The organism is Paenarthrobacter sp. AMU7, assembly GCF_041200195.1.
Lineage (GTDB): Bacteria > Actinomycetota > Actinomycetes > Actinomycetales > Micrococcaceae > Arthrobacter.
In genome coordinates, this window is sequence record NZ_CP165735.1 from 4,240,906 (window position 1) to 4,262,547 (window position 21,642).

Consider the following 21,642-nt stretch of genomic DNA (forward strand, 5'->3'; position numbering starts at 1 on the left):
TTGTCATTGGGCCGGGCACTCGTGGCAACGCACTAAACTCGCATGAGTGATCACAGGTGAAATCAAGTCCCAAGTAGACAAAGTCTGGAATACGTTCTGGAGCGGCGGTATCTCCAATCCTCTGGAAGTCATCGAACAGATCACCTACCTCCTGTTCCTCAAGCGCCTCGACGAGAACCACACACGGGCAGAGGCACAGGCCAACCTCTTGGGCGAGCCGATTGAGAACGCGGTGTTTCCCCAAGGCGTTGATCCTCAGGGCCGCCCCTACTCGGACCTCCGCTGGTCGAAGTTCAGGGACTTCGGCCAAACAGAGATGTTTACGGTCTTCCAGCAGAGCATCTTCCCGTTCCTCCGCACTGAACTGACCAAGCAGTCCAACGGTGAAGATTCCACCTACAGCCACCACATGAAGGATGCGCAGTTCAAGATCCCGAACGCGGGTGTCTTGAAGCAGGTGGTGGATGTCATCGACTCCATCAACATGGAGGGTCGCGACACCAAGGGCGATCTCTACGAGTACATGCTCTCGAAACTGGCATCGGCGGGTACCAACGGACAGTTCCGAACCCCGCGGCACATCATCGACCTCATGGTCGCGATGACAGCACCCCAGCCACTCGAAGCCATCTGCGATCCGGCCGCTGGCACCTGCGGCTTCCTGGTTCAGGCCGGCGAATACCTCCGTAAGAACAACAGCAATCTCCTCACCAATGACGAGACGAGCAAGTTCTTCCACCACGAGCAGTTCCACGGCTTCGACTTCGACTCCACCATGCTTCGCATCGGTTCCATGAACATGCTCCTCCATGGGGTCGAGAACCCGGACGTCTCCTACCGCGATTCACTTGCCGACCTGCACTCCATCGAGGAAGAAAAGTACAACGTCATCCTCGCCAATCCGCCATTCGCCGGCAGCTTGGACTACGAGAATGTGTCGAAGGAGCTGCTGAACGTCGTCAAAACGAAGAAGACGGAACTCCTCTTCCTGGCGCTGTTCATCAAGCTGCTCAAGCCAGGCGGCCGGGCTGCCGTCATCGTTCCCGACGGCGTCCTCTTCGGCTCCACCGGCGCACACAAGTCACTCCGAAAGACACTGGTCGAAGGGCACAAGCTCGACGCCGTCGTCAAACTCCCGTCCGGCGTCTTCAAGCCCTACGCCGGTGTCTCCACCGCTATCCTCTTCTTCACGAAAACCAACTCCGGCGGCACGGACAGCGTCTGGTTCTACGACGTAAAGTCCGACGGCTTCAGCCTTGACGACAAACGCACGCCGCTCGGCTCTTCCGACCTTGAGGACGTTCTCTCGCGTTGGAATGAACGCACGACGGCGGAACTCGAGCGGGCGCGCACGGAACAGTCCTTCTGTGTTCCGCTTTCCGAGATCGTGGCGAACGACTACGACCTATCCCTCAACAGGTACAAGGAAATCGAGTACGAAGAGGTCGCCCATGCTGCCCCTGAGGAAATCCTGGCTGCGCTCGAGGGGCTTGAGGCTGAGATCACCGAGAGCATGAGCGAGCTGCGGGAGTTGCTGAAGTGAAGCGCGCTCGACTCGGAGACATAACTGAACTAAAAGCTGGTATCGGCTTTCCCTTAAAGTTTCAAGGCAACAAAACTGGCACTTACCCTTTTGCCAAAGTTGGCGACATCTCCCGAGCTGGCCGTTCGGGAAGCAAGTATCTTGGAGCTGCTGATCACTACGTAAACGAGGATGCCCTTCCCGCCCTAAAAGGCACCCTTGTACCCCCGGGAAGCACACTCTTTGCCAAAATTGGCGAGGCAATTCGTCATGAACACCGAGTTATCTCCGCTCGTCCTATGCTCATCGACAACAACGCCATGGCGGCCTGTCCTCGTTCTGAAGTTGATGCCGAGTACTTATATAGATTTCTACAGACGCAAAGGTTCTACGCATTAGCTTCCTCCACCACCGTGCCATCAATCAGGAAATCAGTACTCGCAGAGGTTCTAGTACCGCTCCCAGCGATTGAGGAGCAGCGGCGGATTGCGGCGATTTTGGACAAGGCCGATGAGCTCCGCGCCAAGCGCCGCCAAGCCATCGCCCACCTGGACGCACTCACCCAGTCGATCTTCCATGTTGCGGAGTCACTGGCAAACAAATCGGCAAGAACCAAGCTTTCAAACGTTTGCTCTCAGATTCAGACCGGCCCCTTTGGCTCTCTTTTGCACAAGGAAGACTACATCGACGGCGGCATCCCACTGGTAAACCCCATGCACATTAGAGATGGGAAAGTGGCGGCCGACACCTCTTTCTCAGTTACCGAAAGCAAGTTCAGTGAACTCAAAAATTACAGACTTCTACCGGGCGACATAGTCTTGGGCAGACGCGGCGAACTAGGAAGGTGCGCAGAAGTACTTGAATCCGATGGCCCGCTACTTTGTGGGACAGGGTCGCTGATAGTGCGCCCGTCTCGTCAAAGTGTTTCGCCTACGTATTTAAGTGCAATCCTCTCCAGCAAGTCGACGCGTCGCAGACTTGAGGAGGTCGCGCAGGGCGCAACTATGCTGAACTTGAACACAAAGATAGTTGGAAATCTTGACATAGCCCTCCCCCCGCTCGAACTACAGCAGGCCTTCGCGACCCGGGTTGCCGCCGTCGAGCGCTTGAAGGAAACGCACCGCAAGCACTTAGCCGAACTAGACGCCCTCTTCGCGTCCCTCCAAAGCCGTGCATTCAAGGGAGAGCTCTGAGCAGTAACCCGGCGCGCACCTAGTCCTGTCGCCGTACGGCAACACATGCTAAAGTCGGCGTACGGCGACATTAGGGAAAGTTGGCGTACGGCGACAGGAGCAGCTCATGCGTACAGTCCGAGAGGCAGGGCCCTTGGTCCGGGAACTCAGGGAAGGGCGAGCGTGGTCCCAAGCAGAGTTGGCCCGACGAGCCAGCGTCTCGCGCACCTTTGTCATCGATCTTGAATCCGGTAAAGCCTCGGTGGAGACGTCGAAATTCATGGACGTTTTCCAGGCCCTCGGTTTCGAGATCGCCATACGCGACAGCGAAACGGGCGCGGTACGTTGGTGAATACCCGCGCTCTTGATGTCTTTATGGACGGGACGCTCTGCGGTCGCGTTGAACAGTCGCCCTCCGGAAATCTGACATTCCGCTACGATCCCGGATACCAAGCCGTCCAGAACGCGACGCCGCTTTCGCTGTCCATGCCGCTGGCAGCCACTCTGCACAAGAAGCGCAGTGTGCTCCCCTTTCTGCAAGGACTCCTGCCAGACAGTGAAGGGGCCCTCCAGACGATCGCCCGACGGTTCCGAGTGTCCCCCTCGAACCCCTTCGCAATCCTCGAACATATCGGGGCCGATGTCGCGGGCGCGCTGCAATTCATGACACCCGGCAGCGTTTCCTCAGATAGCACCCTCTCCAGAACAGCTGCGCAGCCGGTCTCGGACGCCGACGTGGCGGAAATGCTGGATCATGTGGTGACGGAATACAAGGACGGCACGCCCTACGATGACTCAGCAGGACGTTTTAGCCTTGCTGGGGCACAGCCGAAAATTGCCCTGCATCAACTTCCGAACGGCGAGTGGGCCGTACCCGAAGACGCCACTCCCACTACGCACATCCTTAAACCGGCAGCAGGCAGCTTCAGTCGTCTGGATGTGGTGGAACAGCTGACCATGAGGGCAGCAGCTTTTCTGGGGCTCGAAGTGGCCACGTCCGAACTCGCCCGCATCGGTGACTGGGACGTATTTGTGACACGTCGCTATGACCGCCAAAAAGTGGATGGAACGTGGCGCCGCATCCATCAAGAAGACTTCTGCCAGGCGTTGAGCGTTTCTCCAGCCAAGAAGTACCAGCACCGTGATGGCGGGCCGGGAGCGAGCGATATGGCCGCCCTTGTTCGGTCATTTCCTTTTGAAGCAGACCGTCGGGAAGCAGGAGATGGACTGTACAGGGCCTTCGTTTTCAACACCGTGGCAGGCTGCACCGACGCGCACGCAAAAAACTACTCCGTACTCCTCAACGGCAACAGGGCCCAGCTGTCTCCGCTTTATGACCTCGCCACCTATGCCCCCTATTGGGATGAGAACTCAAGCATCGACTTGGCCATGAGTGTGAAAGGCGAGTACAGACTTCAGAAAATCAGTAAGCAGATGTTGATCTCCACAAGCACGCAATTTGGCGTTGATGCAGAAGCTGCCAGAGAAATAGTTGAACACTATTGTGGGGGCATCGTAGAAGCATTTGAAGCTGCCAGTGAAGAGCTGAAATCCCAGCTGGGATCCCTCCCGAAAATCGCCGACGACACCATTGCGAAAATACGATTGCTGCCACTGGTCGAGGTCACCAGCCCGAAATAAGGCCTAAACCGTCGCAGTCCCATGATTGACTACCTTCAGGACATCAACAGATCGGAGACGGCTGCATGGGGGCAGTTACCAGCAACTTTGGGTTCATGCTGGGCGAGTGGCCAGAACTGGCCCAGCAAGCTCGTCGGGCCGAACAATTTGCCCGGGTCGATCCCCGAGCTTCCGTGTTCTACGCCCGCTACACCATCGAACGTATTGTTGAATGGCTTTACCAAGTGGAGCCAGGGTTGGTGACCCCCTACAAGGAAGACCTCAACGCCCTCCTGAACGAGCCCACCTTCAAGAATCTTGTGGGTGGTCCTATTGCCAACAAGCTCACGATCATTCGCAAAGCCGGCAACAATGCGGTCCACAATTCCGTTGGCCCCACCGTTCAAGGCGCTGAACTCGTGCTCCGCGAGCTGCACCACGTCTGCTATTGGCTCGCGAGGAACTACGCCAAAACAGGTAGCCAGCTGCCGCCGTCGCTGGCTTTTGATGCCGCGGCCCTGACCCCGAAGACGAAGGCCCCGGTCCAGCAGCAATCGCCGGAAGAGCTCCAGGCCCTCGAGAGTCAACTCAAAGCCAAAAACGAGGCCCTTGCACAGGCAGCTGCCGACTCGGCGGACCTCAAGGCCCAGCTGGAGATTCTGCAAGCCGAAGTCGCCGAGGCCAAAAAACAGAATCAGACCGTCCCCGACCACCACGACTATGACGAGGCCCTGACCCGCAGGCACCTCATCGATCTTGAGCTAAACGAGGCCGGCTGGCCGCTCAGCAACACAGAAGACCGTGAGTTCAAGGTCGACACCATGCCCACGGCAAGCGGCACGCTGAGCGGCGTCGGCTACGTGGACTACGTGTTGTGGGGCGCTGACGGACTGCCTCTCGGGGTGGTCGAAGCGAAGCGGACCACCAAGGATCCCCATGTAGGGAAGCAACAAGCCAAGCTCTACGCCGACTGCCTGGAACGTCGATACGGCCGCCGCCCCATCATCTACTACACCTCCGGTTACGAGACGTGGATTTGGGACGACACCATGTACCCGGAGCGTGCGGTGCAGGGTTTCCACACGCGGGATCAACTGCAACTGCTCGTCAACCGCAGGCAAAGCCGAAAGCCGTTGGCTGAACAGGCAATCGACAACTCAATCGTCGAACGTCCCTACCAGCACAATGCCATTCGGGCCGTCACGGAAGCCTACGAGAAGGACTTCGAACGCAAGGCGCTTGTAGTCATGGCGACCGGCACGGGCAAGACGCGCACCGTCGTCGCCCTCGCCAAGCTCCTGCAGGAAGCCAACTGGGCCAAGCGCGTTCTGTTCCTGGCGGACCGCGTTGCCTTGGTCAAGCAAGCGGCCAATGCGTTCAAGGCCCACCTGCCGGGCTCGAGCCCTGTCATCCTCGGCTCGGGTGAGGAGGCGGACAGCCGCATCCACGTGGCTACTTATCCGACCATGATGAACCTCATCAACAGGACTGAGGGAAAGCTGGGCCAGCGCACCTTTGGCATTGGCCACTATGACCTCATCATCGTCGACGAAGCCCACAGGTCGGTCTACCAGAAGTACAGGGCTATCTTCCAGTACTTTGATTCATTCCTGATCGGGCTGACAGCCACGCCACAGTCAGAAGTGGACCGCAACACCTACAGCCTTTTCGGCATCGAAGACAACGTTCCCACGTTCGCCTATGAGCTCAGCGAGGCCATCGAGGCCGGATACCTCGTGCCGCCACGAGTCGTGCCGGTTCCGCTGAAGTTTCCTGACCAGGGCATCTCATACGAGGACCTGTCTGAAGCTGCCAAAGAAGAGTGGGACGAGCTCGAGTGGGATGAAGACGGCGAAATCCCGGATTCCGTGGACGCCACCGCGATCAATACGTGGCTCTTCAACGCAGACACAGTGGACAAGGCCTTGGAAGTCCTCATGACCCGCGGCCACAAAGTTGCAGGCGGGGATCGCTTGGGCAAGACCATCATCTTCGCAAAGAACAACCGGCATGCCGAGTACATTGCCGAACGCTTCGACAAGAACTACCCGGCATACAAGAGCCAGTTTGCCCGCGTCATCACCTACCAGGTGAACTACGCCCAGAATCTCATCGACCAGTTTTCGAACACCGAGAGCGACCCACACATCGCCATCTCAGTAGACATGCTGGACACCGGCGTGGACGTGCCGGACGTGGTTAATCTGGTCTTCTTCAAAATGGTCAGGTCCAAGACCAAGTTCTGGCAGATGGTGGGACGCGGTACCCGTCTCCGCCCGGAACTGTACGGGCCGGGCGAGGACAAGAAGGACTTCTTCATCTTCGACCTCTGCCGCAATGCCGAGTTTTTCAATGCAGGTATGCCCAGCAATGAAGGGTCCTTGGGTAGGTCACTCGCAGAGACCACTTTTGCGGCGCGCGTGCAGCTCCTCCAGACTTTCACCGATCTTCAATGGGATCCTCAAGCGCCTGTCATTGCCGACCTTCGGAAAACGCTGAAGCACACAGTTGACCGGCTTCCGCTCGACAACTTCCTCGTCAAGCCGGCTCGCAAATGGGTGGACAGGTTTACTGACGAAGCAGCGTGGACAACCTTGGCGGCCGAGGACTTCCAAGCTTTGCAAACCGAGATCGCCAAGCTCGCGTCCATCGGTGCGCCAGCTGACACGGAAGAGGCCAAGCGCTTCGACTACCTCATGCTCCAAACAGAGTTGGCGTCGCTGCAAGGATCGGCGATCGGGCCGTTCCGGATAAAGATCCAGACAATCGCCTCCGCCCTGCAGGACCAACAGAGCATCCCGGCCATCGCCGCTCAATTGCCGTTGCTGGACACCATCCTCCACGACGACGAATGGGAATCCGTTTCATTGGAATGGCTGGAAGAAATCCGACGCCGACTCCGGGCATTGGTCCATCTCATCGAGAAGCGGAAACGCAAGGTGGTCTACACGAACTTCCAGGACGAGCTCGGCGTGCTTGAAGAAATCGAACTCGCGGGGGCAACAAATGGCTTCGTGGACCTCCCTCGTTACAAAGAGAAAATGCGTTCGTACTTGGCGCAATATGAGGAGCACGCAACCATCCAACGGCTCCGGCGTAACAAGCAACTCACGGCCTTGGACCTCGCCGAGCTTGAACGTATCCTCCTCGAAAGCGGGCTGGGTTCGCTGGAAGATTTGAATCGTGCCGCCAATGATGGGCTCGGTCTCTTTGTCCGTTCCTTGATTGGTTTGGACCGCGAAGCCGTCGAGGAAGCGTTGTCAGAGTTTGTGGCTGGTACTACGCTCACTGCCCAGCAGCTCAACTTCCTCAAAGTTCTGACCAATCACCTGATGGAAAATGGAAAGGTCAGCCCAAAAGCCTTGTTCAAGTCCCCATATAACGAGCTGGCTCCGTCCGGCCCGGATGTGCTGTTCGGCGATGACAAGATCGGGCAGTTGATCAGCATCCTCCGCTCCATAGAGAACCACGCGAAGGTGGGCTGAACATGGAGCTGGCAGTGCCGCCGTCGACCCCCAAACCGTGAAGCGGTTGTTTCAGCGTTGACAGCCCCTTGTGACCCGTGCCATATTCAAAGCGTGAACCTGTCAGACAGCCGGACAGCCGGACAGCAAGAGCCCCAGGGCGGGCATATGCCCATTTCCCGCATCTCCGCAGCTGAAGCGGTCTTCGCGGCGCTGAGGCGTGCGATCGAGGGCGGCCAGTTCGATATCGGCACCAAGCTGAGCTCGGAGGCGACCTTGGCGGGCCAGTACGGCGTCAGCCGCTCCGTTATCCGGGAAGCGTTGCGATCCTGCAACACCCTGGGCCTCACCGTGACCAAAACGGGCAAGGGCACGTTCATTGTGGCCAACAAGGTCGCTAATGACCTTACCTTGGGTCAGTACAGTGCGCGTGATCTCAACGAAGCCCGCCCGCACATCGAGATCCCGGCAGCCGGGCTCGCCGCGCAACGAAGGACGGACGAGGAACTTGAGCACCTCAAGGAGATCGTCCAGGAAATGCTCAGCGAGAACGACCCCGAGGCCTGGGTGAACCTGGACGCGAGCTTCCACTCCGCCGTGGCCCGCGCCAGCGGAAACCGGGTGTTCGCCAGCGTCGTCTCGGACATCCGTGAGGCTTTGGCCCACCAGTCCGAGACCCTCAACCTGGTCGCTGACCGGCAACACCGTTCGGACGAGGAACACGTCGCCGTGCTCAATGCGATCGAAGCCGGAGACTCTGAAGCCGCAAGCAAAGCGATGGCCGCCCACCTGCAGGCCGTCAGCGTGGCACTGGACACGATCCTCAGCAAATGAATATTCCAAAGGACACCATGCCCGCCCCCGCAGCACCGGCCCACCAAACCGCGGCACAAAACCTCAAAGCGCCGCACCACGTCCCCCTCGTCGAGGTAACCCGCGACGGCCTGGTGGAGAGCATCCACTACGGCTCGCTGATTGCCCTCACAGAAGACGGCACCACCGCCGTGGAAGCCGGCGAACCGGACGCGCCGATGTACCCGCGTTCAAGCCTGAAGCCGCTGCAGGCTGTAGCGCTGCTCAAGGCCGGTTTGGACATCCCCCAAAACCTTCTGGCACTCACCGCTGCCAGCCACTCGGGCGCACAGATGCACCGCGACGGCGCCACTGAAATCCTGAAGCTGCACGGCCTGACCGAGGCCGCACTGGCCAACAGCACGGACCTGCCGTACGGCGTTCAGGAGCGCGAAGAATGGCTCCGTGCCGGTAACGGTCCCACCCAGATTGCACAGAACTGTTCCGGCAAGCACGCTTCCATGGCCGCAGTTTGCGTCATCAACGGCTGGCCTGTGGAGGGGTACTTGCACCCCGGGCACCCCTTGCAGGTCCTGGTCCGCGACACCATCACGGACCTCACCGGCGAGGATGCAGCAGCGGTCAGCACCGACGGCTGCGGGACCCCGCTCTTTGCGCACTCCTTGCACGGCATGGCCCGCGCTTATGGCCGCCTCGCCGCCGCCGACGAAAGCACCAACGAGGGCAAAGTCGCCCACGCCATGCGCCGCTTCCCAGAGATGGTGGCCGGCGAAGGCCGCGACGTCACCGCCCTCATGCGGGCCGTACCCGGGCTTCTGGCGAAGGACGGTTTTGAGGGCCTACAGCTGGTGGGCCTCCCGAACGGCACCGGTGTGGCCGTCAAGATTTCCGACGGCGGCGATCGTGCCCGCATGCCTGTCACCGTTGAGGTTCTTCGCCGGTTGGGCGTCGACGGCGGCAGCCTGGACACACTTCAGAGCCCACCCGTGCTGGGCGGCGGCCTTCCGGTCGGCGAGCTCCGGGCAGCCCAAATTTTCAGCAACTAAACCAAGGACAGCTATGACCACCGTCGATCAGGCGATCCCCCTCCGTTCCGAACACGACCTCTTGGGCGACCGTAATGTCCCCGCGGATGCCTACTGGGGCGTCCATACCCTCCGCGCAATCGAAAACTTCCCCATCACAGGGCAACCCCTCTCCACCAACAAGCACTTGGTCCGTGGACTGGCCGCAGTGAAGCAGGCCGCGGCCCGCACCAACCAGGAACTCGGACTCCTGGATGCTGAGAAGGCGGACGCCATTGTGCAGGCCTGCCAGGACATCATGGATGGCATGCTCCACGAGCAGTTCATGGTGGACGTAATCCAGGGCGGCGCCGGCACCAGCTCCAACATGAACGCCAACGAGGTCATCGCCAACCGTGCACTGGAAATCCTGGGCCACCCCAAGGGCGACTACTCCAAGCTGCACCCGAACGACCATGTGAACCTGAGCCAGTCCACCAACGACGTCTACCCGACGGCGGTTAATCTGGCCACGATCTTCTCAGTCAAGGAACTCCTGGAAGCCCTCGAAGAACTCGAGCTGGCCTTCGCTGAGAAGGGCCGCGAGTTCCGGACTGTCGTCAAGATGGGCCGCACCCAGCTGCAGGACGCTGTTCCCATGACCCTCGGACAGGAATTCGGCGGCTACGCCGTGACCATCGGTGAGGACCGGGCGCGGCTGGACGAGTCCCACATGCTGATCCACGAGATCAACCTTGGCGCCACAGCCATCGGCACAGGGTTGAATGCCCCGGCGGGCTACGCCGAGGCTGCCTGCCGCCATCTGGGCGAAATCACCGGCCTTCCCCTCCTCACAGCCGCTGACCTCATTGAGGCAACTCAGGATGTGGGCGCGTTTGTTCACCTGTCCGGCGTGCTGAAGCGCGTGGCAGTGAAACTCTCCAAGATTTGTAACGACCTCCGCCTGCTGTCTTCCGGACCGCGTGCGGGTTTGGGCGAGATCAACCTTCCGGCCGTGCAGTCCGGTTCGTCGATCATGCCCGGCAAGATCAATCCGGTGATCCCGGAAGTGGTCAGCCAGGTGGCATACGAAGTCATCGGCAACGATGTCACCGTCACCATGGCCGCGGAGGCCGGCCAGCTTCAGCTGAACGCCTTCGAACCGATCATTGTGCACAGCCTGCACAAGAGCATCTCCCACCTGGAAGCAGCGTGCCGCACCCTTACGGCGCGCTGCGTCCGGGGCATCACTGCAAACACCGAACGGCTACGGCTTACCGTGGAGCAGTCGATCGGTCTCGTCACGGCATTGAACCCCCATATCGGTTACGCCTCCGCCACCGCTATCGCGCAGGAAGCGCTGGCAACGGGCAAGGGCGTTGCGGAACTCGTGCTGGAGCACGGTCTTCTGACCGCCACCCAGCTGGAGGAACTGCTGAGCCCCGAGCGTCTGGCAAATCTCAGCAAATAGGCCGACACTGGCCTGTAAATCCTCCAACCAGCCGTCCCGCCCCATGAGGCATACCCCCACGAGGCTTTGTTCTGCGTGCCCGGACTTCCAACCGGACGGGCCCAGGACACCCCCAACAGGACACCCCTAAGGATTCCAATGACCAACCCCATCACGGACCACACGGTCCCGGCCCAAGCGCACGCCAGCGAGAAAGCCCTCCACAAGGAGGACTCCGGCTACCACAAGGACCTCAAGCCCCGCCAGATCCAGATGATCGCGATCGGCGGCGCAATCGGTACCGGACTGTTCCTGGGCGCCGGCGGCCGGCTCAACGCAGCTGGCCCCTCCCTCGTTATCGCGTACGCAATCTGCGGCTTCTTCGCCTTCCTGATCCTCCGCGCCCTCGGTGAACTGGTTCTGCACCGCCCGTCGTCGGGTTCCTTCGTTTCCTACGCCCGCGAGTTCTACGGCGAAAAGGCAGCCTTCGTTTCGGGCTGGTTCTACTGGATCAACTGGGCCACCACCACCATCGTGGACATCACCGCGGCAGCGCTTTACATGGAGTTCTTCGGCAAATATGTCGCATGGATAGGCGCCGTTCCGCAGTGGGCGTGGGCGCTCATTGCATTGGTTGTGGTGCTCGGCCTCAACTTGGTCTCCGTGAAGGTCTTCGGTGAAATGGAGTTCTGGTTCGCGCTGATCAAGGTGGCAGCACTGGTGGCCTTCCTCCTGGTGGGCACCTACTTCGTCATCTTCGGCACCCCGGTGGAGGGCCAGGAAGTCGGCTTCAGCCTCATCGCAGACAACGGCGGGGTCTTCCCCAACGGCGTGCTTCCCATGATCATCCTCATGCAGGGTGTGCTCTTCGCTTACGCATCGATTGAACTCATCGGCACTGCAGCCGGCGAAACTGCCAACCCGGAAAAGATCATGCCCAAGGCCATCAATTCCGTGGTCATCCGCATCGCCCTCTTCTACGTTGGCTCCGTGATCCTGCTGGCTCTGCTGCTGCCGTACACCTCTTACGAGAAGGGCGTCAGCCCGTTCGTGACGTTCTTCGGTTCCATCGGCGTGGAGGGCGTGGACGTCATCATGAACCTTGTGGTTCTCACCGCAGCACTGTCTTCGCTGAACGCCGGGCTCTACTCCACGGGCCGCATCCTCCGCTCCATGTCGGTGGCCGGCTCTGCCCCGAAGTTCGCCCAGCGCATGAACAAGGCAGGCGTCCCCTACGGTGGCATCGCCATCACGGCCGGCGTGTCCCTCCTCGGTGTTCCGCTGAACTACCTGGTCCCGGCCGACGCTTTCGAGATCGTGCTGAACGTCGCTTCCGTGGGCATCATCGTCACCTGGGCCACCATCGTCCTGTGCCAGATGCAACTCAAACGCTGGGCCGACAAGGGGTGGCTCAAGCGCCCGTCCTTCCGGATGTTCGGCGCCCCCTACACTGGCTGGTTGTCCCTGATCTTCCTGGCGGCCGTGCTGATCATGGTGTTCATCGAGTCCCCGTTGACCATGCTGGTCACCGCGATTGCCTGCGGACTCATGGTCTGGGGCTGGTTCCTGTGCCGCAAGCAAATCCACGAGCTTGCTGCCACCCGCGACGGCTACACCGGCAGCGCGCCCGTGATCGCCAACCGCCCGCTGCCCGGCGGCGACAAGTAACAAGCAACAGCCGCTGAATCACGACGGCGGCACCCGGGTTCCGTAACAATCGGACCCAGGGTGCCGCCGTCGTCGGTTAACGCCCCCAACTGAGTAACAGCAAACGTCCCAATGACTGCTCAGTAGAACATGTGCTGTTACTCAGTTGGGTGGGGGCGGGGCGGAGGCAGACATCGGATCATTCGTGGCTACTATTGGTCCATGGCTGTCACAGACGAGGCGATCAGCAAGATCAAAGGCATGCTGATCCGCGGGGAACTCAAGGCCGGCGATCGACTTCCGCCGGAAAAGGAACTGAGCGAGCGGCTTGGCCTCTCCAGAAGTTCCCTGCGCGAAGCGGTCAAAGCCCTCGAACTGATCCGTGTGCTGGACGTCCGCCGCGGTGACGGAACCTATGTGACCAGCCTCGACGCCAAGCTGCTTAACGAAGCCGTGGCCTTCGTTGTGGACCTGCACCAGGACAGGTCCATTCTGGAACTCTTCGAGGTCCGACGAATACTGGAACCGGCCACCGCACACTTGGCAGCGGGCAAAATGACGCCTGAGCAAATACTGGCCCTCCGGAGCACCATGGACGGCATCGACGAGAACACGGACGTCGAGGAACTTGTGGCCCATGACCTCGAATTCCACAGCATCATCACCGAAGCCGCGGGAAACGACTACCTCGGTAGTCTCTTGGAGGCCCTGTCCAGCAGCACTGTCCGGGCACGGATCTGGCGCGGACTGACACAGGAAAAAGCAGTGGCCCACACCTTGGCGGAGCACCACGCAATCGCCGACGCGCTGGAGCGGGGCGATGCCGAACTGGTGCGCGCGCTGGTGACAGTGCACATCAGTGGCGTGGAGAACTGGCTGCGGCAGGCGCTCTAACCCTCGGCCAGAGGGGTGACTGCCAGGCCGTAGGTCCGGATCGCGGTCTCTTCGAGCACGGCGTCCTGCTCTGACGGGCTCAGGGACGACACCAATTCCAACAACACATCCAGCGTCCTGCCATAAGGAGCCCCGAGTGTACTGACCGGCCAGTCGCCGCCGATCATCAAGCGCTCTGGCCCGAAAGCCTCCAACGCGGCTTCGAACAGCGGCCGCAACGCATCCGCGGTGTATTCAGTGCCTGGCAGATGCAGCCCGGAAAGCTTGGCCACCGAGTTCGGTTCCCGCCCAAGCGCGCTGAAGTCGGCGCGCCACGAGTCCACGAGCTGAGGGTCAGCCAGCGGTGGTTTTCCCAAGTGATCCAGCACCACTGTCAGTTCCGGCATCTCACGGGCAAGTCGGACCGCAGATCCCAGATGCCGCGGGAAGGCATCCGGAACATCAAAGGTGAGCCCGCGCTCTGCCACCATCATCAAGGACTCGCGAACTGCGGGGAGGTCCAGGAAGTCGGACCGGGGGTCGTCGTGCACCAGGTGCCGCACTCCCCTGAAGACGGGCTGGGCTGTGAAGCGGTGCAGCTGCTCTGCTGCTTCATCGGGTGCATCCAACCGGACCCAGCCCACCACACCCAGCACCCAAGGATTCTGCGCAGCTACCGCCAGCATGGCTTCGGTGTCGGCAAGGGTATCGTCGGCCTGGACCAGCACCGCTCCCCGAACACCGGCGGCCTCCAGCGTCTCGCGGGCTTCATCTCCGCCGAAACTCCGGTAGAGCGCACCGTGCTGCGGGCCGAGCCATCCATAGGGACGCACTCCGCCAGTGACGAAGGAATCCACCGTCCAGAGGTGCAGATGCGAATCAATCATGGCCGGCTGCCTCCAACGCGTCCCAGAGCTCCTCCGGCACAGGCGCTTCCATCCGCGATGCGTTCGTGGCCACCTGTTCAGGAGAAGTGGCCCCGGCGGTCACGTTCACCACCGCGGGATGCCGCAGCGGGAACTGGAGGGCCGCCGTCGGAAGTTCCACGCCAAAGTCGCGGCAGACCGCCGCAAGGCGACGCGCACGCTCCAGCACATCCGGCGGTGCCTGCTGGTAGTTGTAGTGCGCGTCCTCGGCGACATCGGGCCGGGCCAGGAGGCCCGAGTTATAGGCACCCACGCTGACGACGCCGGTGCGGCGCTCCACACAGCGGTCAAGCAGCGGAACGCCGGGCTGCTCAAGCAAGGTGTATCGGCCAGCCAACATCACCAGATCCAGGTCAGCTGCGTCGACGCATTCCAGGGCAGCCTCGGCTGAATTGATACCCACGCCAATGGCCTTGACCAGTCCCTCCGAGCGCAGCTTTTCCAACACGGGCAACGCTTCGGAGATGCCGGCTTGGAGATCGTGGACATCAGGATCGTGAAGGTAGGCGACGTCCACGTGGTCCAGGCCAAGCCGTTCCAGTGAGTCCTCGATGCTGCGCCGGATCCCCTTCTCGGAGAAGTCCCACACTCGACGTGCAGCAGCGGGAACATCGAACCCCTCAGGGTCCTGCCCGCCGCCGGAGCTCGGTTCCAACAGCCGGCCTACCTTGGTGGAGATGACAAATTCATTCCGAGGTTTGTCCCGAAGGACCGCGCCCAGCCGCTGTTCGGAGAGGCCAAGCCCGTAGTGCGGGGCGGTATCGAAGTAGCGGATGCCGGCGTCCCAAGCGGCCAGAACGGTGGCGAGCGCTTCACCGTCCGGAATGGCCCGGTACAGGTTCCCAATGCCCGCACCGCCGAAGCCAAGCTTGCCCAGCTCAAGTGAGTTCATGGCAGTTCCCATACCTTCTGGATACCCGCATCCTCCCCCGAGTAATCATCCTGGACCGCTAAAAGTTCAGCCATCCGTGCCTGCCACGGAACGTTTGCGGGGTGGTCGGCGAGCGCGTGCCGCATGGCTTGGTAGTTTTCGACGTCCACCACATGGAAGAGATCGAGACCGCTTCGCCAGATTCGCCAGTTCTTAACCCCGGCCTCTTTAAGGGCTGCCACCAGTTCGGGCGGGATGTGTGCGTGGGCGTCGGCGTATTCGTCCGCGGTTCCCGGCTTGAGCTTGGTGTGAAGGGCGATGCTCTCAGCCATGGGCGGACTCTTGCCGGAGGGCTGACGGTTTCAGGAAAAGTTCCAGCACTGGCACCGCCACGTCGGGTTTTTGAACGGGCAGCTTGATGGTGAGCGTTCCGGGTGGCTGGCCGCCCGGGGTCATGTTCATGGCCTGCTGGGCGGGATCCAGTTCCCGCAGGAACACCTCCGAGGCGTCGTTCAGCAACTGGGCGTATTCCACCTTGCCGGCGAGATCCGGCAGGTGGACGTATTCGAAGGGCCACGCAAAGAGATGGACGTACAGCTTGTCACCACGCTGCGTGTAGCGGGTATCCGTCGGTGCGGGATAGGACGAAGCTCCGGCCCCGTAGATGGCGCGCGAGTGCAGCTTCATCCATTCGCCAATGCCCTCCAGCGAACCCAGCGCCCGCGGATCCAGGCTGCCCCTTCCTGTGGGGCCCACGTTGAGCAACAGGTTGCCGCCCTTGGACACGCCATCCACCAGCATGCGGATCAACAAGTCAACGGGCTTGTAATTCAGGTTATCCCGGTCATAGCCCCAGCTGCCATTCAACGTCTGGCAGGCCTCCCAGGTGACCGGTTCGCCGTCGACCATCATGGGACCGGCTGGCTGGTACTGCTCAGGGGTGACCAGGTCTCCCGGGATTTCCAGCCGGTCGTTGACCACAATGGCTGGTTGCAGCTCCCGCACCATGGCGAGCAAGGCTTCCGAGTCCCAGTCTTTCCGGCCTTTGCCGCCCCAATATTCCTCTTGGTGTCCGCCTGTATAGGAGAAGTCGAAGAAGAGGTAGTCGACAGTGCCGTAATTAGTGAGGAGCTCACGCACCTGGCCATGCAGGTACTGGCGGTATCGGTCCATGTCGCGTCCGGCATTCAAGCTTTCGACGTCGGCCGCGTTGCGTTGGGGATGGACCCCGTCCACAGTGAAGTCGGGGTGGTGCCAGTCGATGAGTGAGTGGTAGAAACCGACCTTCAATCCCTCGGCCCGGAGCGCTTCAACAAAGGGGCTGATCAAGTCGCGGCCGGCGGGAGTGTTGGTGGCTTTGTAGTCCGTCAGGGCGGAATCCCACAGGCAGAAGCCGTCGTGGTGCTTGGTGGTGAGGACCACGTACTTCATCCCGGCGTTGCGGGCGGCCCGGGCCCACTCGCGGGGGTCGTAAAGGTCCGGATCGAAGCGCCGGAAGTACTTGGAGTACTCCTCCGCCGTTGTTTCCTCTTGGTTCATCACCCACTCGTGGCGTGCTGGAAGGGCGTAGAGGCCCCAATGCACGAACATGCCAAAGCGTGCTTCCTCGAACCAAGGTGCCTGCTGGATCAACGGGATTCCTTCCATACGGGGCCGTTCGGAAAGCTGTACGCGGCCAGTGTTTCACGGAGCATTTCGTTTCCGGCGCCAGGGTTCGACGGCGGCCAGTAGGCGCCGCTGTGGACGTCCACGGGAGTGGTGAAGTGTTCATGGAGATGATCCACGAACTCGATGGTCCTGCCTTCCTTGGTGCCGGACACGGCAACGAAGTCCAGCATGGACAGGTGCTGAACGGCCTCACACAGGCCAACGCCACCGGCATGCGGGCACACCCTGACGCCGAACTTCGCGGCGAGCAGGAGGATGGCGATGTTCTCGTTCACCCCTGCTACCCGGGCGGCATCGATCTGCAGGACCTGCAGTGATCCGGCCTTCAGCATCTGTTTGAACACCACCCGGTTCTGCACGTGTTCGCCGGTGGCCACGGGAATCGGGGCTACCCCGCGGGCGATGGCGGCGTGGCCCAGGATGTCGTCCGGGCTGGTGGGCTCCTCAATCCAGGCAATGTCATACGGGGCAAGGTGGGCCATCCATTCGATGGCTTCCTGGACATCCCAGCGCTGGTTGGCATCCAGGGCAATCCTGATGTCGGGACCCACTGCTTCACGGGCAGTCCGTACACGGCGGATGTCGTCCTCCAGGGAGGCCCCCACCTTCAACTTGATCTGGGTGAAACCATCTGCAACGGCTTCCTTGGCCAGCCGCGCCAGTTTCCCGTCGCTGTACCCCAGCCAGCCCGGCGTCGTGGTGTATGCGGGGTAACCCTCGGCGCGAAGTGCCGCCTTCCGGGCTTCCCTGCCAGGTTCGGCCGCCCGAAGAATGCCCAGCGCTTCCGCGGGAGTAAGGGCGTCCGTGAGGTAGCGGAAGTCCACCAGGGCCACGAGCTCTTCGGGCGTCATTCCTGCCAACAGTTCCCAGAGTGGCAGCCCGGCACGTTTGGCCTTCAAATCCCACAGCGCATTGACCACGGCTCCGATGGCCATGTGCATGACGCCCTTTTCGGGACCCAGCCAGCGGAGTTGGGAATCGTGGGCCAGCAGCTTCCACGTGGCCCCCATGTCGGCCAGCAGCGTCTCCACATCAGCGCCGAGGAGGTGATCGCGGAGCGCGTTGATCGCCGCCGTTTCCACCTCGTTCCCCCGGCCGATGGTGAACACAAAGCCGTGGCCCTCGTGTCCGTCCCCGGCGTCAGTGCGGATGATCAGGTATGCCGCAGAGTAGTCCGGGTCCGGATTCATGGCGTCAGAGCCATCCAGCTCAAGGGATGTTGGAAAGCGGATATCGAACGTATCCATTGCAGTGATGGCGCTCATGCGGCTCCTGAAGTCCGTTACGATTCTCCACCGAGCCTAAACATCCGATGTATCCCTTGTCAATGGGTCACATTTCCGTATTATGGGGTGAAACACCACACTAGAGCTCGGATGTTAGTCCCGAACACGGAGGAAGCCATGACCTTGAAATTCGCCAGGCTGGGTACGGCCGGAAACGAACAACCGGCCGTCATCGCCCAGGACGCCGACGGCACCGAGAAATACTTCAGCCTCACGCCCTTGACCCAGGATATCGACGGCGGATTCCTCGCCTCGGATGGCATCGAGCGCACCCGGGAAGCCCTGAACAGCGGGGATCTTCCCGAAATTTCCCCTGCGGGCCTGCGCATCGGTGCGCCGGTTGCCCGCCCGGGTGCAGTAGTGGCCATCGGCCTCAACTACACCGCCCATGCTGCCGAGTCCGGTGCCACACCGCCCGAGGTTCCCGTTGTCTTCCTCAAGCCCACCAACACCATCGCCGGACCGTTCGACGCCGCTCCCATCCCGCCGTCGTCGGAAAAGTACGACTGGGAAGTGGAACTGGCCATCGTGATCGGCCGGGAAGCGTCATACCTTTCATCTGTCCCGGAGGCCGAAGCCTGCATCGCCGGTTACGCCGTGGCGAACGACCTCTCCGAGCGCGACTACCAAATTCCCGGTGCTGCGGGACAGTGGACCAAAGGCAAATCCCTGCCCGGCTCCACTCCCCTGGGCCCGTGGCTGGTCCCGGCCTCCGAGATCGACGCAAGCAACCTGCGCCTCCAGACCTTGGTCAATGGTGAAGCCCGCCAGGATTCAAGCACGTCGGACATGATCTTCGACCCGGCCACCATCGTGCACCACCTGAGCCAATACATGGTTTTGGAGCCCGGAGATGTGATCATCACCGGGACCCCCGAGGGCGTTGCACTGTCCGGCCGCTTCCCCTTCATCCAGCCCGGCGACGTCGTGGAGTTGGACATCGAGGGACTGGGACGCCAGCGCCAGGAGTACTTCAGGGCGCAGGCCGGTTCCGCGACAGGCGGTCAGGCCGGCGCAGCCGCTCCCGCCCACGTCAACGCCTGATGGCAGCCGCAGCGCCCTCGGTGGGCAACGACTTTGAGGGCCTCACGGCCCTCATCACCGGCGGCGCGTCCGGCATCGGGGCGGCCATCGCGGACCGCCTCGCTGCCGGAGGCGCGCAGGTCGCCGTCCTGGACCTCGCCCCGGAAGCCAGCCCGTACTTTGGTGTCCAGTGCGATGTGGCCGATGATGCATCGGTGCGTGCCGCCGTCGACGCCGTTGTGGAGCAATTTGGCCGGCTGGACATCGTGATCAACAACGCCGGAATCGGCGCCCAAGGCGACATTGCCGCTAACGACGACGACGAGTGGCTGCGCGTCCTCAACGTCAACGTGGTGGGCATCGCCCGCGTCAGCCGCGCAGCTCTGCCCTACCTCCGTGAGTCACCGGCAGCAGCGATCGTCAACACCTGCTCCATCGCAGCGACCGGGGGACTGCCGCAACGTGCGCTGTACTCGGCGTCGAAAGGTGCAGTGTTGTCCCTGACGCTCGCCATGGCAGCAGACCACGTCCGTGAGGGGATCCGCGTCAACTGCGTCAATCCCGGCACCGCAGACACTCCCTGGGTGGGACGTCTGTTGGATTCCGCTGCCGACCCCGCCAGCGAGCGCGCCGCCCTCAACGCCCGGCAGCCCCACGGCCGGCTGGTTGACGCCGCTGAGGTGGCCGGCGCCGTCGCGTACCTTGCGAGCCCGCTGTCAGGCTCCACGACGGGAACCTCGTTGGCGGTCGACGGCGGCATGCAGGGTTTGCGGTTGCGTCCGGTTCAGTAGGAGTTTCGTAACGCTACGGGCCTGCAACGTCCGGCACCGGTGGTTCGCCTATGCTCAACCTCAAGGAATCAATGGCGACTCACTTAGCAAACTCAGGAGCATTACCCATGAGCAACTGGCGCATCAGGGACTTCCACTCATCCGACCTCGATGGCATCCTCCACCTCTGGGAGTCACTCAAAGCCGACGGCGTGGAGCCGGTGTACGCGTTGTCCGAGGTCCTGGCATCGTGCGAAAAGGACCACGCCGTGGTGGCGGTGCAGGGCGACCAAGTGGTGGGCGCCGCCGTCGGACGCGCCGCACACGACCAAGGCTGGATCGTGTTCCTGGCCACGCTGACGGAGTTCCGCGGCCGCGGAATCGGCACCTCGCTGCTGTCCGCCGTCGAGAACCGCATGGCCCCGCACGGCCTCAACAAGCTGTCTGCACTCATGCCTGAAACTGAAACCCGGGTGGAAGCCTTCCTGGGGCGAGGCTTTGTGGTCAAGAAGAACCTGCGCTATTTCGAGCGCACCATCCCTGTGCAGCGGCAGGAATTGGAGCCATTGAGCCTGCTCGGTGGCCGCATCCTTGCACGGGATCTGTGGGAGAACGTGGCTGGCATGCGCCGCGAGAAGGAACTGTTGGAACGCCGCCTGGTGCTTCCCCTGGCCGAGGCGGACCTCGCCGACGAATACGGCGTGGTGCCGCCCCGGGCTGTTGTGCTGTTCGGCCCGCCAGGTACTGGAAAGACCACGTTCGCCAAGGCCATTGCGTCGCGGCTGGAGTGGCCGTTCGTAGAGGTCTTCCCGTCGCGCTTGGCCGCTGACCCCAAGGGCCTGGCCGGTGCGCTGCGCGAGACGTTCCTGGAAATCGCCGAACTGGAGCACGCCGTGGTGTTCATCGACGAGGTGGAGGAAATCGCGTCGCAGCGTGCCGGGGATCCGCCGTCGCCGCTGCAGGGCGTCACCAACGAACTCCTCAAGATCATCCCGGCCTTCCGCGAACAACCGGGCCGCCTCCTGGTGTGCGCCACCAACTTCATCCGCGCCCTGGACACCGCATTCCTCCGCCATGGCCGGTTCGACTACGTCATCCCCATCGGCCTCCCGGACGTCCACGCCCGCGAAGCCATGTGGCAGCGTTTCATCCCCGCCACAGTGGTGGACTCCGTGGACATCGCCCAGCTGGTGGAACGGACGGAAGGCTTCTCGCCCGCCGACATCGAGTTCGCGGCCCGCAGCGCCTCCCAGCGTGCCCTGGAAAAAGCAGTGTACGACGACGGCGCTGCTTTGGGCGGTTCAGCCGGCGCTTCGTCCGGGGCCGGGTCCAACGGGCGCAAGGGACCCGTGACGCAGGACTACCTCGACGCGATTGGTGACACGCGCACCACCGTGAGTCCCGAAGTGCACCAGGACTTCCTCGAGGACATCGACGTGCTGGGGCGGGTGTAACTCCTTCCCGCGAGATCGCCGGAACGCTGCGGGTTCGCCGGAACTTTCCGGGCGGTCTCGACGCGTTGCGGCGGTCTCG

General features: G+C 61.8%; 18 protein-coding genes. 13 read left to right on the forward strand and 5 right to left on the reverse strand.

The genetic code is table 11. The features are described 5' to 3' along the window. Positions 1-46 precede the first annotated feature (46 nt). The 10 genes from ABQM86_RS19470 (at position 47) to ABQM86_RS19515 (ending at position 13,586) form a co-directional block, all read left to right on the forward strand. Positions 47-1,543 (forward strand): N-6 DNA methylase, encoded by a 1,497-nt coding sequence (locus ABQM86_RS19470; RefSeq protein ID WP_369745332.1) that lies wholly within the window; start codon positions 47-49, stop codon positions 1,541-1,543. After that, complete coding sequence (locus ABQM86_RS19475; RefSeq protein ID WP_369745333.1) at positions 1,540-2,715, forward strand: restriction endonuclease subunit S; 1,176 nt, start codon at positions 1,540-1,542, stop codon at positions 2,713-2,715. Before ABQM86_RS19470 ends, ABQM86_RS19475 begins: the two co-directional genes overlap by 4 nt. Before the next feature lie 106 nt (positions 2,716-2,821). After that, positions 2,822-3,046 carry a helix-turn-helix domain-containing protein gene (locus tag ABQM86_RS19480; RefSeq protein ID WP_369745334.1) on the forward strand — a complete coding sequence of 75 codons (225 nt, stop codon included), beginning with the start codon at positions 2,822-2,824 and terminating at the stop codon, positions 3,044-3,046. Further along, positions 3,043-4,335 carry a HipA domain-containing protein gene (locus ABQM86_RS19485; protein WP_369745335.1) on the forward strand — a complete coding sequence of 431 codons (1,293 nt, stop codon included), beginning with the start codon at positions 3,043-3,045 and terminating at the stop codon, positions 4,333-4,335. Before ABQM86_RS19480 ends, ABQM86_RS19485 begins: the two co-directional genes overlap by 4 nt. Before the next feature lie 65 nt (positions 4,336-4,400). After that, positions 4,401-7,799, forward strand: a complete 3,399-nt coding sequence (locus ABQM86_RS19490) for a DEAD/DEAH box helicase family protein (RefSeq protein WP_369745336.1) — start codon at positions 4,401-4,403, stop codon at positions 7,797-7,799. A 93-nt stretch (positions 7,800-7,892) separates the two neighbouring features. Continuing rightward, positions 7,893-8,612, forward strand: coding sequence for a FadR/GntR family transcriptional regulator (locus ABQM86_RS19495; protein ID WP_280624253.1), 720 nt, complete (start codon positions 7,893-7,895; stop codon positions 8,610-8,612). A 17-nt stretch (positions 8,613-8,629) separates the two neighbouring features. Continuing rightward, entirely contained in the window at positions 8,630-9,637 is a 1,008-nt protein-coding gene (locus ABQM86_RS19500) for an asparaginase (protein ID WP_369746694.1), read from the forward strand. A 13-nt stretch (positions 9,638-9,650) separates the two neighbouring features. After that, positions 9,651-11,066, forward strand: a complete 1,416-nt coding sequence (gene aspA / locus ABQM86_RS19505; protein ID WP_207595260.1) for an aspartate ammonia-lyase — start codon at positions 9,651-9,653, stop codon at positions 11,064-11,066. Between the two features lie 138 nt (positions 11,067-11,204). Beyond that, the gene (locus tag ABQM86_RS19510; protein WP_207595261.1) at positions 11,205-12,713 is read left to right on the forward strand and encodes an amino acid permease; all 1,509 of its coding nucleotides are present in this window, start codon (positions 11,205-11,207) and stop codon (positions 12,711-12,713) included. Positions 12,714-12,914: 201 nt separating this feature from the next. Then, positions 12,915-13,586 (forward strand): FadR/GntR family transcriptional regulator, encoded by a 672-nt coding sequence (locus tag ABQM86_RS19515; RefSeq protein WP_207595262.1) that lies wholly within the window; start codon positions 12,915-12,917, stop codon positions 13,584-13,586. Here the strand turns inward: ABQM86_RS19515 and ABQM86_RS19520 are convergent. The 5 genes from ABQM86_RS19520 to ABQM86_RS19540 are packed head-to-tail and all read right to left on the reverse strand — an operon-like array spanning position 13,583 to position 18,295. Then, entirely contained in the window at positions 13,583-14,452 is an 870-nt protein-coding gene (locus ABQM86_RS19520; RefSeq protein WP_369745337.1) for an amidohydrolase, read from the reverse strand. The two genes, ABQM86_RS19515 and ABQM86_RS19520, sit on opposite strands and share 4 nt — an antisense overlap. Then, the gene (locus ABQM86_RS19525; RefSeq protein ID WP_369745338.1) at positions 14,445-15,383 is read right to left on the reverse strand and encodes an aldo/keto reductase; all 939 of its coding nucleotides are present in this window, start codon (positions 15,381-15,383) and stop codon (positions 14,445-14,447) included. Before ABQM86_RS19525 ends, ABQM86_RS19520 begins: the two co-directional genes overlap by 8 nt. Next, the gene (locus ABQM86_RS19530; protein ID WP_280624261.1) at positions 15,380-15,694 is read right to left on the reverse strand and encodes an L-rhamnose mutarotase; all 315 of its coding nucleotides are present in this window, start codon (positions 15,692-15,694) and stop codon (positions 15,380-15,382) included. The genes ABQM86_RS19525 and ABQM86_RS19530 overlap by 4 nt, the downstream gene beginning before the upstream one ends. After that, the gene (locus ABQM86_RS19535) at positions 15,687-16,994 is read right to left on the reverse strand and encodes an alpha-L-fucosidase (RefSeq protein ID WP_369745339.1); all 1,308 of its coding nucleotides are present in this window, start codon (positions 16,992-16,994) and stop codon (positions 15,687-15,689) included. Before ABQM86_RS19535 ends, ABQM86_RS19530 begins: the two co-directional genes overlap by 8 nt. Next, on the reverse strand, positions 16,991-18,295 hold the full coding sequence (locus tag ABQM86_RS19540) for an L-fuconate dehydratase (protein ID WP_369745340.1): 1,305 nt from the start codon (positions 18,293-18,295) through the stop codon (positions 16,991-16,993). Before ABQM86_RS19540 ends, ABQM86_RS19535 begins: the two co-directional genes overlap by 4 nt. A gap of 138 nt (positions 18,296-18,433) precedes the next feature. Between ABQM86_RS19540 and ABQM86_RS19545 the strand changes: the two genes are divergently transcribed. From ABQM86_RS19545 to ABQM86_RS19555, 3 genes are all read left to right on the forward strand, one after another. Further along, on the forward strand, positions 18,434-19,360 hold the full coding sequence (locus ABQM86_RS19545; protein WP_369745341.1) for a fumarylacetoacetate hydrolase family protein: 927 nt from the start codon (positions 18,434-18,436) through the stop codon (positions 19,358-19,360). Continuing rightward, on the forward strand, positions 19,360-20,130 hold the full coding sequence (locus tag ABQM86_RS19550) for an SDR family NAD(P)-dependent oxidoreductase (protein WP_369745342.1): 771 nt from the start codon (positions 19,360-19,362) through the stop codon (positions 20,128-20,130). The genes ABQM86_RS19545 and ABQM86_RS19550 overlap by 1 nt, the downstream gene beginning before the upstream one ends. A 107-nt stretch (positions 20,131-20,237) precedes the next feature. Continuing rightward, positions 20,238-21,563: an ATP-binding protein gene (locus ABQM86_RS19555; protein WP_369745343.1), complete on the forward strand. Its 1,326-nt coding sequence runs from the start codon at positions 20,238-20,240 to the stop codon at positions 21,561-21,563. Positions 21,564-21,642: the final 79 nt, after the last annotated feature.

Bases quoted from the DNA above. Each gene is read 5' to 3' on its own strand.
- ABQM86_RS19480 (WP_369745334.1), top strand. From the start codon at position 2,822: ATGCGTACAGTCCGAGAGGCAGGGCCCTTGGTCCGGGAACTCAGGGAA.
- ABQM86_RS19490 (WP_369745336.1), top strand. From the start codon at position 4,401: ATGGGGGCAGTTACCAGCAACTTTGGGTTCATGCTGGGCGAGTGGCCA.
- ABQM86_RS19500 (WP_369746694.1), top strand. From the start codon at position 8,630: ATGCCCGCCCCCGCAGCACCGGCCCACCAAACCGCGGCACAAAACCTC.
- aspA (WP_207595260.1), top strand. From the start codon at position 9,651: ATGACCACCGTCGATCAGGCGATCCCCCTCCGTTCCGAACACGACCTC.
- ABQM86_RS19510 (WP_207595261.1), top strand. From the start codon at position 11,205: ATGACCAACCCCATCACGGACCACACGGTCCCGGCCCAAGCGCACGCC.
- ABQM86_RS19515 (WP_207595262.1), top strand. From the start codon at position 12,915: ATGGCTGTCACAGACGAGGCGATCAGCAAGATCAAAGGCATGCTGATC.
- ABQM86_RS19520 (WP_369745337.1), bottom strand. From the start codon at position 14,452: ATGATTGATTCGCATCTGCACCTCTGGACGGTGGATTCCTTCGTCACT.
- ABQM86_RS19525 (WP_369745338.1), bottom strand. From the start codon at position 15,383: ATGAACTCACTTGAGCTGGGCAAGCTTGGCTTCGGCGGTGCGGGCATT.
- ABQM86_RS19530 (WP_280624261.1), bottom strand. From the start codon at position 15,694: ATGGCTGAGAGCATCGCCCTTCACACCAAGCTCAAGCCGGGAACCGCG.
- ABQM86_RS19540 (WP_369745340.1), bottom strand. From the start codon at position 18,295: ATGAGCGCCATCACTGCAATGGATACGTTCGATATCCGCTTTCCAACA.
- ABQM86_RS19545 (WP_369745341.1), top strand. From the start codon at position 18,434: ATGACCTTGAAATTCGCCAGGCTGGGTACGGCCGGAAACGAACAACCG.
- ABQM86_RS19550 (WP_369745342.1), top strand. From the start codon at position 19,360: ATGGCAGCCGCAGCGCCCTCGGTGGGCAACGACTTTGAGGGCCTCACG.
- ABQM86_RS19555 (WP_369745343.1), top strand. From the start codon at position 20,238: ATGAGCAACTGGCGCATCAGGGACTTCCACTCATCCGACCTCGATGGC.